General features: G+C 44.3%; 6 protein-coding genes and 1 pseudogene. 3 read left to right on the forward strand and 4 right to left on the reverse strand.

Annotation, left to right across the window (positions count from 1 at the left end; translation table 11 throughout):
• Positions 1 to 70 precede the first annotated feature (70 nt).
• Together D0A34_14600 and D0A34_14605 are read left to right on the forward strand one after the other, a co-directional pair.
• The gene (locus tag D0A34_14600) at positions 71 to 5,521 is read left to right on the forward strand and encodes a GAF domain-containing protein (protein ID UNU19946.1); all 5,451 of its coding nucleotides are present in this window, start codon (positions 71 to 73) and stop codon (positions 5,519 to 5,521) included.
• Positions 5,522 to 5,549: 28 nt separating this feature from the next.
• A pseudogene (locus D0A34_14605) lies at positions 5,550 to 5,678 on the forward strand (sensor histidine kinase).
• A gap of 170 nt (positions 5,679 to 5,848) precedes the next feature.
• Here D0A34_14605 and D0A34_14610 read toward each other — a convergent pair.
• The 3 genes from D0A34_14610 to D0A34_14620 form a co-directional block, all read right to left on the reverse strand.
• A complete protein-coding gene (locus D0A34_14610; GenBank protein ID UNU22301.1) occupies positions 5,849 to 8,101 on the reverse strand; it encodes a PAS domain-containing sensor histidine kinase in 2,253 nt (750 codons plus the stop codon).
• A gap of 384 nt (positions 8,102 to 8,485) precedes the next feature.
• Entirely contained in the window at positions 8,486 to 9,964 is a 1,479-nt protein-coding gene (locus D0A34_14615) for a leucyl aminopeptidase (protein ID UNU19947.1), read from the reverse strand.
• Positions 9,965 to 10,050: 86 nt separating this feature from the next.
• A complete protein-coding gene (locus tag D0A34_14620; protein ID UNU19948.1) occupies positions 10,051 to 11,229 on the reverse strand; it encodes a transposase in 1,179 nt (392 codons plus the stop codon).
• A 450-nt stretch (positions 11,230 to 11,679) separates the two neighbouring features.
• Here D0A34_14620 and bamD point away from each other — a divergent pair, with 450 nt between their 5' ends.
• Positions 11,680 to 13,881, forward strand: coding sequence for an outer membrane protein assembly factor BamD (gene bamD, locus D0A34_14625; GenBank protein UNU19949.1), 2,202 nt, complete (start codon positions 11,680 to 11,682; stop codon positions 13,879 to 13,881).
• A gap of 147 nt (positions 13,882 to 14,028) precedes the next feature.
• Here the strand turns inward: bamD and D0A34_14630 are convergent, their stop codons facing one another.
• Complete coding sequence (locus D0A34_14630; GenBank protein ID UNU19950.1) at positions 14,029 to 14,526, reverse strand: pentapeptide repeat-containing protein; 498 nt, start codon at positions 14,524 to 14,526, stop codon at positions 14,029 to 14,031.
• Positions 14,527 to 14,614: the final 88 nt, after the last annotated feature.

Consider the following 14,614-nt stretch of genomic DNA (forward strand, 5'->3'; position numbering starts at 1 on the left):
TAACCCTTACACATAGAGGCGCACATTAATTTTTAGCAGTCAATATTTGAGATTAGGATAGCCAAAATAAATGAATCCAGGTAGAGATTTAACCAGTCCAATTGCCGGATACCGTCTAATCGAGCAACTGTACAGTGGTTCTAAAACCATAGTTTATCGAGCCATTCGAGAAATGGATCGGCTCCCAGTTGTCATTAAACTATTAAATAGAGACTATCCCAGTTTCAGCGAACTGCTGCAATTCCGCAACCAGTATACCATCGCCAAAAATCTACGTCTGCCGGGAGTCGTTGAACCTTACAGTCTGGAATCCTACCGCAACAGCTATGCCCTAGTGATGGAGGATTTTGGGGGCATTTCTCTACGGCAATACGCCCAAGATGGGTTCCGAAGACGGCTCGGTGAAGCACCTAGGCGGACTTTAGCAGAAATCTTGGAAATTGCCATTCAAATAACTGACATTCTTGACGGACTGTACCGAAACCGAGTCATCCACAAAGATATTAAGCCAGCTAACGTCCTGATTCATCCTGAAACTACACAAGTCAAACTGATTGACTTTAGCATCGCCTCCCTACTTCCGAGAGAGACTCAAGAAATTCAAAATCCCAACGTCTTAGAGGGAACCCTCGCCTATATTTCTCCCGAACAAACCGGAAGAATGAACCGAGGCATCGACTACCGCAGTGACTTTTATTCTCTGGGAGCAACCTTTTACGAACTGCTGACAGGACAACTGCCATTTGAATGTGACGACCCGATGGAGTTGATTCACTGCCATATTGCCAAACAACCTCCTTTAATAAACAGCAAAAAAATCCCGCAGGTGGTTTCGGATATGGTGATGAAGCTGATGGCAAAAAATGCCGAACAGCGCTATCAAAGTGCCTGGGGATTGAAGCATGACTTAGAACGGTGTTTGCAGCAGTACCAAGAAACTGGAAAGATTGAAACTTTTGAGTTAGGAACGCGGGATGTATGCGATCGCTTCCTCATCCCCGACAAACTCTATGGACGAGCAACCGAAGTAGAAACGCTCATACACGCCTTTGAAAGAGTCAGCGAAGGTGCAACAGAAATGATGCTCGTTGCGGGTTTTTCAGGAATTGGAAAAACCGCAGTGATCAACGAAGTTCATAAACCCATTGTGCGGGAACGAGGTTATTTTATTAAAGGGAAATATGACCAATTTCAGCGCAACATTCCCTTTAGCGCCTTTGTGCAAGCATTCCGCGATTTAATGGGGCAATTGCTATCCGAATCAGATTGGCAATTAGAAACATGGAAAAGTCAGATATTAACGGCATTAGGAGACAACGGACAAGTCTTAATTGACGTAATTCCTGAGTTAGAAAATATTATCGGTAAACAGCCACCTCCCCTTGAATTATCGGGAACAGCCGCCCAAAATCGCTTTAATCTACTGTTGGCAAAATTTTTGCAAGTCTTTACCAGTAAAGAACATCCGTTAGTTATGTTTTTAGATGACTTGCAATGGGCAGATTCCGCATCACTGAACTTGCTTAAATTATTGATGCAAGATGCGGGGTATCTATTAATATTAGGTGCGTATCGAGATAATGAAGTCTCCCCCGTACATCCATTCATTTTAACAGTGGATGAAATTGTCAAAACTGGGGCAACGGTGAATATAATTACTTTACCGCCATTAAGGGAGCCTGATATGAATCAGTTAGTGGCAGATACGCTGAATTGTAAATCATCCCTAGCCCAGCCTTTAACAAAATTGGTATATCAAAAAACTCAAGGTAATCCTTTTTTTGCGACCCAGTTTCTCAAAGCATTACATGATGACAAGTTAGTTAGCTTTGATTGCGAGATTCAATATTGGCAATGCGATATTGCCCAAGTTAAAGCCTTAGCAATTACTGATGATGTCGTTGAATTCATGGCATTGCAATTACAGAAATTGCCCATAGAAACTCAGGATAGTCTCAAACTAGCTGCTTGTATTGGGGCGCAGTTTGATTTGAATACCTTAGTAATTGTCAGTGAGAAATCACCAGACAGTACCGCAACAGCTTTATGGAAAGCTTTGCAGGAAGGTTTGGTAATTCCTACTACCGAAATGTATAAGTTCTTTACCCAATCTGATAGTGAGGAAGTTTTCAATGCTTCCGCTAATCCGACTTATCGATTTTTACACGATCGCGTCCAACAAGCGGCTTATTCATTGATTCCTGACGAGCAAAAACAGCAGACCCATTACCATATTGGGCAACTACTCCAACAAAACTTATCAGAGATAGAAAAAGAGGAAAAGCTGTTTGATATTGTCGGGCATTTGAATTTAGGCATTGAGTTCATGACTCAAGCAGAGGAACGGGAAGCCTTAGCCAGATTGAACTTAGCAGCCGGAAAGAAAGCTAGAAATTCTACAGCCTATGCAGGCGCCAGAAGTTTTGTGAACACAGGGCTGGAGTTACTCACAGAAAACTGTTGGCAAACTCAGTATGAATTAACCCTAAATCTTTATGTGGCTGCGACTGAAGCGGCTTACTTAAATGCCGATTTTAATGGCATGGAAGAAATGGCAGCCCAGGTTTTGCGATCGGCGAAAACAATACTAGATAAAGTCAAGATATTTGAGATTCAAATCAACGCACTGACAACTCAGAATCAGATATTAGAAGCGATCGCTATCGGCACCAATACCCTAGCACAATTGGGGATTGAACTCCCCTCTGAAACTGACGAAACCTTGACAGGCATTGCATTACAAAACCTTGCCAACCAACTGGAGGGCAAAGAGATTGAGGAACTGGTTAACCTTCCCGCGATGAGCGATCCTCGGACAATCGCGGCGATGCAATTGTTAGGCATCTTGTTTCCGGCTATTTTTGTGGGAAATCCTGCCTTGCAGCCTCTACTTTGTGCCACAATGGTCAGTCTATCACTTCAATTTGGCAATGCACCAGGATCAACGATCGGGTATGTGGGTTATGGCATTGTGCTGTCTGGGTTTTTGGGAGAAGTAGAAAAGGGTTATCGCTTTGGGCGAGTAGCACTTAGCTTACTCAATCAGTTTAATTGGCGGGAATTTAAATGTATCACTTTACTTTGGTTTGGCTGTTTTATCCAGCATCGTCAAGAAGCACTGAGGGCAACAATCCCAACGGCGAAAGAAGGCTATTTAGTCGGAATGGAAACTGGTGATTTTTTCAATGGTGGCTACAGCATCATCAGTTATTTCTATAATAATTTTTTTGCAGGAGTAGAGATTGATGCTTGGGAAGCAGAAATAGAAAATTACTGTGTGGCTTTAGCGACTGTGAAGCAATATTCTCCTATCGTTTACCTGAAAATGACACAACAGACGGTGCAGAACTTGAGGGAAATTGTCAATCAACCGGATTTGTTAATCGGTCAGGCTTATGATGAAACCGTGATATTTCCTCAGCATAATCAGAATAGTGAGCTTCCTGCACTCGCTCTTGCCTATAACTACAAAATAATGCTTGCCTATCTCTTTGGCAACTACACCAACGCCCTAGACTACATTGCCCAAGCAAGCCTCTATTTGAGGGGAGTGGCAGCAATGATTCATACTCCGGTTTTCCATTTTTATGCCGGGTTAACGTACTTGGTACTCTGCTCTACGCAGTCAGAAATTGAGCAAGCGAACACTCTCGCTTTGGCAGAAACCCATCAAACTACTCTGGCTCAATGGGCACACCAAGCTCCCATGAATTATCAACATAAAGTTGACTTAATAGAGGCCGAAAAATGCCGGCTTTTCGGCAAGAATTATGAAGCTGGAGATTGGTACGATCGCGCAATTGCCGGAGCCAAGAAAAACGAATATATCCCAGAAGAAGCTTTAGCTAATGAACTAGCTGCGAAATTCTACTTAGATTGGGGGAAAGAAAAAGTTGCACAATCTTACATGATTGAGGCGTATTACTGCTATTGGCGTTGGGGTGCAAAGGCTAAAGTCGCTTCTTTAGAACAACACTATCCACAACTACTGAAAGCTATTCTCCAACCTGCTAACTTTGTAATCACATCTGGGACAACAACCAACCCTACCTGGATGGGAAGCCTAGCTAGCGTCAGTAGTAGCGAGAATTTATGGTTGGATTTTCCAGCAGTAATGATGGCGGCACAAGCCATTTCACAAGAAATTGAATTAGAGAAACTGTTAGCCACTTTGATGCAGATTACGCTTGCGAATGGGGGAGCACAAATCGGTTGTCTAGTGCTTCACCAAGACCGACAATGGTTAGTCGTCGCTCAAGCCGCAGACAAGCAGACAAAAATATTAGAAATTCCTCTGGAACAATATCAGGAAATTCCTCAGAGTTTGATTTATGCGGTGGCACGAACTCAAGCGACGGCTGTTTTTGACAACTTAAGTAAAGCCGACCAATTTGCAGGCGATCGCTATATTATCGCTCATCAACCTAAATCAGTTTTATGTACTCCAATTATTCGCCAAGGAAAACTCGTCGGTATTGTGTACTTAGAAAATAACTTAACACTGGGAGCATTTACTAATGAGCGAGTAGAAATTCTCCAGATACTCGCAGCTCAAGCGGCGATCTCTATTGATAATGCTCGTTTATATAAACAAATAGAGAAATATTCCCAAAGCTTAGAAGCAGAAGTAGCGCAAAAAACGGAAGATTTAAGCCAAAAAGCTTTTGATTTAGAGCAAGCATTTAAACACTTACAACAAACCCAATCACAATTAATTCAGAGCGAAAAAATGTCCTCTCTCGGTCAACTGGTAGCTGGGATTGCTCACGAAATCAACAATCCAGTAACATTTATTCATAGTAATCTTGCACATATAGAGGATTATGTCAAAGATTTGCTTATTTTACTTGATATTTATCAACAAGAGTATCCTGAACCCAGTGGAGTAATTCAAGCGAAAATAGAAGAAATGGAGTTAGAATTTATCTGGAAAGATTTAATTAAAATTCTGGAATCTATGAAAGCAGGGAGTGATCGCATTAGCCAAATTATCCTGAGTTTGCGTAACTTTTCCCGCTTAGATGAAGCCGACATGAAAGCAGTAGATTTACATACTGGAATTGAAAGCACTTTGCTAATTTTACAAACTCGCTTAAGACTGAGCGATGGCAAATCACAAATACAAGTTATTAAAGAGTATGGAAATCTGCCCAAGGTTCTTTGTTATGCTAGTGAGATCAATCAAGTATTTCTGAGTATTATCAGTAACGCTATTGATGCTCTTCACTCAATTAATAAAACCGATAAAAATCCTGTAATCACGATTCAGACTGAAGTTATAGAAAAAAACAGGGTTAGAATTAAAATCAATGATAATGGTGCCGGTATCCCGACTAATATTCAATCCCGAATATTCGATCCATTTTTTACAACTAAACCCGTGGGTAGCGGTACAGGTTTGGGTTTATCTGTTAGCTATGGTATTGTCAAAAAACATGGCGGTAAATTAACCTGTAATTCTAGAGTTGGAGAGGGTACAGAGTTAGCGATCGAGATTCCTATCAGCTATGTTAGAGCCTAAAGAAGGTTCTTACTGCTACTCCCGTTGGGAGGTCAAACAAAAGATATTAGATCATTTATTGACGACGCAAGCAGTGGGCCAAGGAACGGGTTTAGGATTGGCGATCGCACGGCAGATTCTAGGTGAAAAACACTTTGGTATGCTCGAATTCAACTAAACTTTAGATCGCGGTACACAATTTACAATTTCACTGCCATGTTGAGCATTACCTGGGTAATTTATAGCCAATTATTAGATTTTTCTTGAAAATTGAAAGTTTTTTACACCCCACTTTACAATTTATAGGGATAACTTCTGCCAAATTCTTGATACTTCCGTCGCACTAATTTATAAAGGAATCTCGATCGCAAATTCCGTACCTTCTCCTATGGTGGAACGGCAGCTCAAGGCTCCGGCGTGTTTTTCCGCGACAATTCGGTAACTGATGGCTAACCCTAAACCAGTGCCTTTTCCCATCGGTTTTGTCGTGAAAAACGGATCAAACAATCGGCTCCGCACGTCTTCTGTCATGCCGATCGCATTATCGGCAATGCGGATGCAAATACTATTTTCGTTCAGGGCTTCTGTGCGAATCCTAATAGTTGGTTTCCAATCCTCGCCGCCGGCCGCAGATCGCCTTTTTTGGTTGCAAGCATCTTCCAAGGCGTCAATACTGTTGCTAAGCAGATTCATAAATACCTGATTGAGCTGACCTGCATAACATTCTATTAAAGGGAGTTGACCGTAATCTTTGATTATTTTTATTTCTGGATAGTCGCCTCGGGCTCGGAGTTTATTGTGCAATATTAAGAGGGTATTATCTATGCCTTCGTGAAGGTTAGTAAGTTTTTTTACCGAGTCGTCTAAACGCGAGAAGTTTCGCAAACTCAGAACTATTTCGCGAATGCGATCGGCTCCCATTTTCATCGAAGATAATATTTTTAGTAAATCTTCTGTCAGAAATTCTAAATCGATATTATTAATACATTCTTGAATTTCTACCACGGGCTGAGGATAGTGTTTTTGGTAAAGTTCCACAAGCTGCAACAAGTCTCTGATATATTGGCTGGCGTAGGAAATATTGCCGTAGATAAAACTGACAGGGTTATTAATTTCGTGAGCTACTCCAGCTACCATTTGACCGAGACTTGACATTTTTTCGGTATGAATTAGGTGAGCTTGAGTTTCTCGGAGTTCTTTGAGAGCGATTTCTAGCTGCTGGGCTCTGTTGTTGGCGATCGCCTCGGAGAGTCGCAAAGCATCCTCCGCTGCTTTGCGCTCTGTCATATCAAAAATCGCACCGTTGAGGGATAAAACTTGACCGGCTGCGTTGAAAATGGCTTGACCTTTCTCTGCAACCCACCGCACATTTCCGTCGCAGTGAATCAGGCGATATTCGAGCGTGTAAGGTTGTTTTGTCTTAATAGCCCGATCGATAATTGTCTCGATATGCTCAGCGTCTTGGGGATGAACGATACTCGGAAAAGCCTGCACCGGTTTTTGCATAAAGTTAGCTGCGGGATAGCCGGAAATAGCTTCTATGCCACTGCTGATAAAAGTTAAGCTCGATCGCCCTGCTGCACTGCAACGGTAAACTGCACCGGGAATGCTAGAAACTAATGACCTAAATTCTTCTTCTCTTTCCCGCAAAGTAGCCTCAATTTGCTTGCGTTCGCTAATGTCGCGAGCAAACGCGCACTGATATTCTTTGCCGTTAAATTCCAAATGATCGATCGTAATTTCTACCGGAAAAATGCGACCGTACTTAGTGAGGTGGTGAACTTCAATATTAACCGAACCGCAGCGTTTTAAGACTTTCCAGTGCAAACTCCAAGCAGTTTGGGGAAAATCGGGATTGATGTCGTGCACGGTCATCGAGAGCAATTCAGCGGTAGAATATCCCAATGAAGTGCAAGCAGCGTCGTTGACGTACAAAAATTTACCGTCAGGCCCGATCCAGAATATCGCATCTGCAGATCGGTCGATCGCAAACTGAGTCAGTTGCAACTTTTCCTCAACTCGTTGGCGATCGGCAATTTCTTTTTCTAACTGTTCGTTAAGCGAATTGATATCTAAAGCGCGAACGACAATAGTATCTGAAGGGGAAAATTTGAGTGATGGTTTTGCCAATTCTCCTTTTTGGATATCATGCTGGTGATGGTTTTTTTCTACCTCTTTTAACGGCAGTTGTTGAAGATTTTCTTTGTGATTTAAACCCGAATCTGCAAGTGTTTTCGGCATGAGGGCGAGAGCGAATGCGGCTAAAAGCAAAGAAATCAAAGCACTTGTAGCTTTGAGAGTTACCGACAGCCAATATATGGAATGCCAAAGCGTCCAAACTTCCGTCAATTTAGCAGCGCCCCAGGCAAAAAAAACAACCGCAAACAGCCGGAAAATCTTGCGGTGAGAACCTTGGCGGGAAAAATAAACTAAAGAGAGGGCGATCGAGCAATAAGCCAGTGCCGTCAGCGAATCAAAAACCGCGTACAGTCGCAATTCCGGTACCGCGTTGCAGCCGAGTGCGGAAGATACAGCAAGTGGTGAAAAAAAAACTGTTAATTGTTCTTGCATGAAGTTCAAGAAAAAAGTTATCTGTACCAATGCAAATCCGATCAAATCTAATTATTTGATTTTGGCTAGTGAAATATTTACATAATTATATACTTTTTTCATTTTTTCTGAAACCGCTATTTTTTCAGCGAATGTCAAAACTGTCGAGGTTGGGCCCGGGGAACGAAGCTTTATCCCAAGTATGAGCAATGGTGAGCGTCACGGCTCGCAACGCTTACGTTGCTCCCTGTGACGGAATAGATAGGTTCGCCTACTGATTGCTTCAGAAACATTTAAATTTTTAATGATCACTATTAAATTTTCTTTTAGATGACTTAAGCAGTGAGCCAGGGGTTAAAAAACCCCTGGCTCACAGATGGACTAGCAGACTTTTAAGGCAGAGAAAATCTCAATTTTTGCGCTGGGAATCCACAATTAAGCGCCGCCGAGCGCCCAATGCACCAAAGTCCGAACTCCAAAACCCGTAGCCCCAGGGCCATTGTAGCCATTTTCTTTGTCGCTCCAAACCGTGCCGGCAATATCTAAATGCGCCCAAGCAGTATCCTTTACAAACTGCTTCAAAAATAGCGCCGCCGTAATAGAACCGCCGGGACGTGGGCCAGTATTTTTCATGTCGGCGTGCAATGCTTTCAATCCCTCAAAATACTTCTCTTCCATCGGCATCCGCCAAAATTTTTCGCCGGCCAATTCTGAGGCGGCGACTATTTCGGCGGCGACGCTATCTTGAGGACTCCACAAACCCGCGATATCGTCGCCTAAAGCAATTACGCAGGCCCCGGTTAGAGTTGCTAAATCGACAATCGCGTCCACTCCCAATTTATCAGCAAATACCAAAGCATCAGCCAGGGTTAAACGGCCTTCAGCGTCGGTATTGTTGACTTCAATTGTTTTGCCGTTGGAAGCTGTAAGGATGTCTCCAGGGCGCATGGCGCGACCGCTGATCATGTTTTCAGTGACGGCGCTGATAAAGTGAACTTCCACATCGGGTTTGATGTGCCCGATCGCCTTTGCTGCTCCGAAAGTAGCCGCAGCGCCGCCCATATCTACTTTCATCATTTCAATGCCGCTGCCCGCACCTTTGATGTTCAAACCGCCGGAATCAAAGGTCAATCCTTTGCCCACAATTGCTATTTTGCGGCGCGGTGTGCCTTCTGGTTTGTAAGTTAAGTGGATAAATTTCGGCGGTAAATCAGATGCTAGGGCAACGCCTAGAAAGGCTCCCATGCCTAGTTTTTCGCAGTCTTCCCGCTCCAATATTTCTAATTCTAAACCGCATTCGGCAGCTAGACTTTGAGCAGTTTCGGCCATGGTAATCGGGGTAACAAAATTTGCCGGCGCTGCGACTAATTCCCGTGCTAAAATGACTCCGGCAGTGATTTGGCGGGCGCGGGCGATCGCACTTTCGGTACCGGCAAAACCGAGCAAATGAATTTGTTCGAGTTGCGGGTTTTTGTCTTCATGTTCTGATTTGAAACGGTTGTCTTGATTCAGGGAGAGTTCTACACCTTCGGCGATCGCGCTTGCTGTAACATCCGGAGCGTTTTTCCACACCGGAAAGCTAATTCCGAGGGTTTTGCATTTCTCTTTTTTGGCTAACTTGGCGCAAACGCCTGCTGCTTGCCGCACGGTGTCTAATTTTAAGTCCTCTGTTTTGCCCAAACCCACGATCGCAATTTTGCGAATGGGATTATTGCCGCCGACACGGGTGATGGCGCTCGTGCCCACTTTGCCCTTAAAATCTACTTCCAGTAACAGCTCTTTCAAAGTGCCTGCCAGCTTTTCATCTAATTGTGCCAGCTCGCCGGTGAGTTCCAAGCCGTCCTCAAATAGACCAATTGCCAGGGCGTCTCCCGTCCAAACAGAGCGGGGCGTATCGGTGACTAGAAATTCCATGTTTTGATTTAGAGTTGAGATTTTAGACTTTAGATTGTACTTTTTGACACCCCCCCGGCCCAAGCGCGAGGGATTCTAGCGGTTGTCTAAGACGAGGCTGAAGCCGTCGTCAAAGACGCATCACCAGTTAAGGGACTGTCATTGACCCCATCCTCTGAATCAACGATTTCCATTGCAGACACCGCTTTCTGAAGATTCAAAGGACACGCAAATCCTACCCACTGCCCAATATTTTGCGAAGCGTTCCAGTCCGCGTTACAGCGATACCCATCAAATCCTTTGAATTGGTGCTTGACTCGTTTGCCGATAACACCATTTCGATGATCCGATTTACTGGTATAGGGTGCCGGCACCGACTCAACGGGAACACCTGCACGAATTGCTTTATAGCGGGTGAAGATTTCAAGCTGATAGAACGCCCAAGCATCTCGGTTCTGAGCTGCATCCGATTTGGTTTTCTTGCGTTGCTTTGAGGTACTTCTGATTTCAGAAAGATCCTCAAACCGCAATCCCATTCCGAAGTATGAAGCAAACTGAACCAACTGCCTAGAAATCTCGTGATTGATCTGCGTCATGATGCGACGCTCACGCGATTCTAGCTGCTTAACCTTTTTCAGCTTTTTCGCTTCTTGGAGAACCTTACGGGTTTTCTGAAACCGTCGTCGGGTGGCTTTAACTTTGCGACCATTCCAGAACTTGCCGAAGGAGTTGGGCAGTGCTGCGACTGCAATATTGTTTTGTCCTCGATCGACTCCAATCCAACCTTTAACATCACCTGCATCGGGAACTTCCATCGATACAGAAATGAGTGCATACCAAACACCTTTTTTGGACTTGCATAGCTTCAGACTGCCTAATTTGGCAGAACCTTCGATCGCTTTATCCAAAACTTCGGTATGCGAGGCGGCATGAACATCAAGAGGAATTCTTCCTTTCCGCCCTCGATAGAGACTGAAAGAGACAGTGAATAAATTGCCAGACTTGAGAACCTCATAACCTTGGTTGTTCACTTCAAGCCACATTTGCTTAAAGTGCTTCACCTTAGTTTTTGCATGGGTGTTCCGAATGGTTTGATTGATCCACATCGATCCAATCTCAATATGTCTAAACGCGGCACTCGTCAGCTTTTTACGATCCTTGTTGTCAACTGCCAGCAAATCATTTGCAACAGCCGTATTGACGGCGGTGAGCCGCTCAAATTCAAGTGCTTTGCAGGCATTCAACCTGTGAAACGGAAGCTTTAACGTTAGTGTTAGCTGAGCCATATTAAGAACGACCTTAACTTGACCTGTTAATTGTATCCTGCAAATAGTCGTAGGATATGAAGAATGGTTAAATATCCGACCCATACTGCGGGAAGACAGCCTGTTGTTAGCTTTCCTCCCCCGGCCCCAGCACGGAGGCTCTAAGCATAAGTTTTGGTAGTTAGTGGTTTGTCGTTTTTCCTTGGTGCGGGGAAATAGATCGATCGCACAAATTTTCCGCTCCACATCAAAATAAATTCTGCTACTATATCAGCCAAGTCCGCCTGCGATCGGATCTCGCGCCAATCTCAATAATCTGTTTTGGGGTCGGCCAAAAGGGCCCGCCCCACTCTTAACATTTATTTCTCGTTAAACAGGTATCCTGCCTGTGATGGCGTGGAACACCCATCCTGCCTCTGATGGCTTTTGACAAACGATCGGTTATCTATTGTTATTCTCTTAAATTTTCCCATGCTAAAAAGACGCCGGGCCCGATTTTCTGTTTTAATCAGCGTTTCAGTTTGCGTTATTGCGATCGGCTCTTTGGTTGCTGCGATGAAATGGATGGGTTTGGGCTCATTCCAGAAGGCCGAGCAGCCCCTGGAAGGAGCGAATTCCGAATCGCAAGTCAAGATGCTGGTGTCGCTGTCACCGAGTGAGCGATCGGCAAAATTAGTTGAACTCGCAGCTACTCAGTCTGCAAGTACAAACCCGCAGCAGCAAATCTCCCCTCAAAGCCGCGCCCGCTACCTGCTTGCCAGCGATTTAATCCAGCAAGGAAATGCCGCCAAAGCATTAAACTTATTGGACAAATTAGAGCAAGAATATCCGGTTTTAGCTGCTCACATTGCCCTAAAAAGAGCGGAAGCCTACCAATTGACTGGCGACAAAGGCAAAGCCCAAAAAGCTTGGCAGGAACTGCTCAAAAACTATCCGAGCGACCCGGTAGCAGCGGAAGCTTTATATGTTTTAGGCAAGTCAAAACCGGAATATTGGCAACAGGCAATTACTGAATTTCCCGCTCATCCCCGCAGCGTAGAAATTGCCCTCCGCAAGTTAAAAGAAAATCCCAATCAGCCGCAGTTGATGCTGCTCGTAGCAAAATACGGTCATTATGTCAAAGACTACGGGACAATTTTGGAACAACTGGTGCAGCGAAACAGCGCCACTTTAAAACCGGAAGATTGGGAAGAAATTGCCTTTGGCTATTGGGAAAAACAAGATTATGGCAAAGGAGCTATTGCTTACGGGAAAGCTCCCCGCAACGCCAAAAATCTTTACCGAAAAGCTCGCGGTTTGTGGCTCGACGGAAAAATCCCGGAATCGAGAATTGCCTATCAAGAATTAGTGCGGGAGTTTCCCGATGCCGAAGATACTGGTTTGGGTTTAATTCGGCTATCGCGGCTGAGCGAACCGAAAGAAGCGATCGTTTTGCTCGATCGAGTTATTAGCAAATTCCCCAATTATGCCCCCGAAGCTTTGTTAGATAAATCCCAACTTCTCGACAAAGCACGCAGCGGTCAATCCGCCTCAGATACCCGCAAGTTGCTATTGACAAAATACAACAATTCTGATAAAGCAGGCGAATTGCGGTGGACGATCGCCCAGCAGTTTGCCAAAGGCGGAGATTTAAAATCAGCTTGGCAGTGGGCGAGAGAATTAACCACCCACAATCCCGACAGCGAACAAGCTCCAGAAGCAGCATTTTGGGTCGGGAAATGGGCACAGCAACTCGGCCGCGAACAAGACGCCAAGACTGCATTTGACTACACGATCTTACGCTATCCAGAATCATATTTTGCGTGGCGATCGGCTGTACTTCTTGGCTGGCCAGTCGGAGACTTTACCACAGTCCGAGATTTGTCTCCCAATGTAGTGCGACCGCCTCAGCGCCCCGAACTAACTGCGGGTTCTCCTACGTTGAAAGAACTCTATCAATTAGGTCAAGATAGAGATGCTTGGACGCTGTGGCAAATAGAATTTATCGACCGCGTAGAACCAAGTATTGCCGAACAGTTTACCGACGGTTTAATGCGAGTTGCAGTCGGAGACAATTTAGACGGTTTGTGGATGGTTGGTAGTTTGCGACAGCGCGATAAACCAGATGATAGAACCCAATACCTGGAACTCAGACAGCAACCGATTTATTGGCAAGCACTTTATCCTTTTCCTTACTTAGAAACCATTGTCAAATGGTCCCAAGAACGCAAAATAAATCCTGTATTAGTAACAGCATTAATCCGGCAAGAATCGCGGTTTATGCCCGCAATCAAATCATCAGTTGGCGCCACTGGTTTAATGCAAGTAATGCCAGAAACAGCAGCTTGGGTTGCCGCTCAAATCAGCCTCAAAAAGTATTCATTGGAGAATGTGGACGACAACGTTAAACTCGGTACGTGGTATTTGGATCACACTCACGACGAGTACAAGAATAACTCGATGTTAGCTGTGGCGAGTTATAATGCCGGGCCAACCGCAGTATCAGATTGGTTGAAGAGGTTTAATTTTAGTGACCCGGATGCTTTTGCGGAAAAGATTCCGTTTCCTGAAACGAAAGGATACGTAAAATCGGTGTTTGAGAATTACTGGAATTATCTGCGGATTTACAATCCAGAAGTTAATCAGTTAATGAGTGAGCATTATGCGGCTGCTCAGAAAAAAGCAAAGCCTTAGTAAATTTGGTGTAGGCTAAGCTTTCAGGAACGGACTCTCCGGCCCGTTCCACAAACAAATTTATTTTGTGTATTGATTTTGTAGGTGGGCTTCTAGCCCGCCCCTACCAATCTTCCAGAAATTGAAAGTATGGAATGATAAAATAAATCAGCGGCATCCCAAGGAATCACGAGTATAAATCCCTGTTTGAGAATTAATACCGCTGGCTTTTGTGCACAATTCTTTAATTTGTGAGCCGTCCATAATTGCGTCGGTAAAGTCAGCGCCGGTAATATCAACCCCCTCAAAAGTAGAACGCAGCAAAATTGTTTCCGCTAAAATGGCATCACTTAAATCGGCATTAGTAAATTTAACTTGATCTATCATGGCATTAGTTAAATTTGCTCCGTGCAAATTCGCCTGAGTCATCACCGAAGCGCTCATAATTGCTCCCTGCAAATCGGCATTAGAAAAATTAGTCAAGTCCATATTAGCGTTAGAAAACTCGGCAGCGCGCAGCATTTGACCGGAAAAATCGCGTCTTGTCAGTTCGGCGTTGCTAAAGGACAACGGCGGAGCGTAATATTTAGATTGAGCCTGGGCTGGCTGCGGCAGGATGAAGATAGTTAGCGCCAAAAGGAATGCTGCTAGTTGCCGGAGTTTCATAAGTCTGATATTCTCGCAAGGTGGGTATTTCGTAGTGTATCCCGAACTTTGGTCGATCGACTAAACAGTTAAAATCTTAATTAATAGT

This window comes from Microcoleus vaginatus PCC 9802 (assembly GCA_022701275.1).
GTDB classification, from domain to species: Bacteria; Cyanobacteriota; Cyanobacteriia; order Cyanobacteriales; family Microcoleaceae; genus Microcoleus; species Microcoleus vaginatus_A.

Excerpts from the sequence above, each read along its gene's own strand:
- D0A34_14600 (UNU19946.1), top strand. The coding sequence starts at position 71 with ATGAATCCAGGTAGAGATTTAACCAGTCCAATTGCCGGATACCGTCTA.
- D0A34_14615 (UNU19947.1), bottom strand. The coding sequence starts at position 9,964 with ATGGAATTTCTAGTCACCGATACGCCCCGCTCTGTTTGGACGGGAGAC.
- D0A34_14620 (UNU19948.1), bottom strand. The coding sequence starts at position 11,229 with ATGGCTCAGCTAACACTAACGTTAAAGCTTCCGTTTCACAGGTTGAAT.
- bamD (UNU19949.1), top strand. The coding sequence starts at position 11,680 with ATGCTAAAAAGACGCCGGGCCCGATTTTCTGTTTTAATCAGCGTTTCA.
- D0A34_14630 (UNU19950.1), bottom strand. The coding sequence starts at position 14,526 with ATGAAACTCCGGCAACTAGCAGCATTCCTTTTGGCGCTAACTATCTTC.